We start from the raw sequence: 251 nt of genomic DNA, 5'->3' as shown, positions 1-251 counted from the left end.
AGAGCGCCGACCTCGTCGCGAACGCCCGCACCCGCGGTGCCGAGCTGCGCGCCCGTATCGAGCTGATCGGCTCGCCGCTCGTGACCGACATCCAGGGCCGCGGCCTGCTGCTCGGGATCGGCCTCTCCCAGCCCGTCGCCGGGATCGTCGCGAGCCGAGCGCTCGACCGCGGGCTCATCATCAACGCCGCCAACGAGAGCCGCATCCGGCTCGCGCCGCCGCTCATCATCGGCGACGACGAACTGCACGAG

General features: G+C 72.9%; 1 protein-coding gene. It reads left to right on the top strand.

The window, feature by feature from the left end; translation table 11 throughout:
* A partial coding sequence (locus FJ658_RS15485; protein WP_141146240.1) for an aminotransferase class III-fold pyridoxal phosphate-dependent enzyme occupies positions 1 to 251 on the top strand: 251 nt, incomplete at both ends.

This window comes from Schumannella sp. 10F1B-5-1 (genome assembly GCF_006517535.1).
GTDB lineage: Bacteria > Actinomycetota > Actinomycetes > Actinomycetales > Microbacteriaceae > Schumannella.
This window is presented reverse-complemented; position numbering and strand designations above follow the sequence as displayed.